The organism is Bradyrhizobium sp. Kon69 (assembly GCF_055807515.1).
On record NZ_JBVVOS010000507.1, the window covers coordinates 1 to 247 of the forward strand.

The 247-nt window shown below is 61.5% G+C and carries 1 protein-coding gene; it reads right to left on the minus strand.

All coding sequences use genetic code 11. The annotated features are described in order from the left end of the window. Positions 1-247 (minus strand): flagellar basal body FlgE domain-containing protein (locus AC0L3U_RS39975; RefSeq protein ID WP_473365208.1); only part of this gene is annotated, 247 nt, incomplete at both ends.

The following is a 247-nucleotide window of genomic DNA, read 5'->3' on the forward strand; positions in this document are numbered from 1 at the left end:
TAGCCATCGGTAACCGGAGGGTTACGGTAGGTGGCCGAATTGTATTGGGTAATGTTGGCCATGTTGACGGCAATCCCCGTCGGGTTGGCATTCGCGCCATTGGCCTTCCACACACCATCGGTCACGGTGCCCGGCACCCAGCCTGTCACGGTGAGCGTTTTGTCGGATACGCCACCGGTGACTACGCTGGTGAGCTTGCCGGCGCCATCGAAGGTTAATGTCGAGGCGACAGGCGGGGTCGACGGGG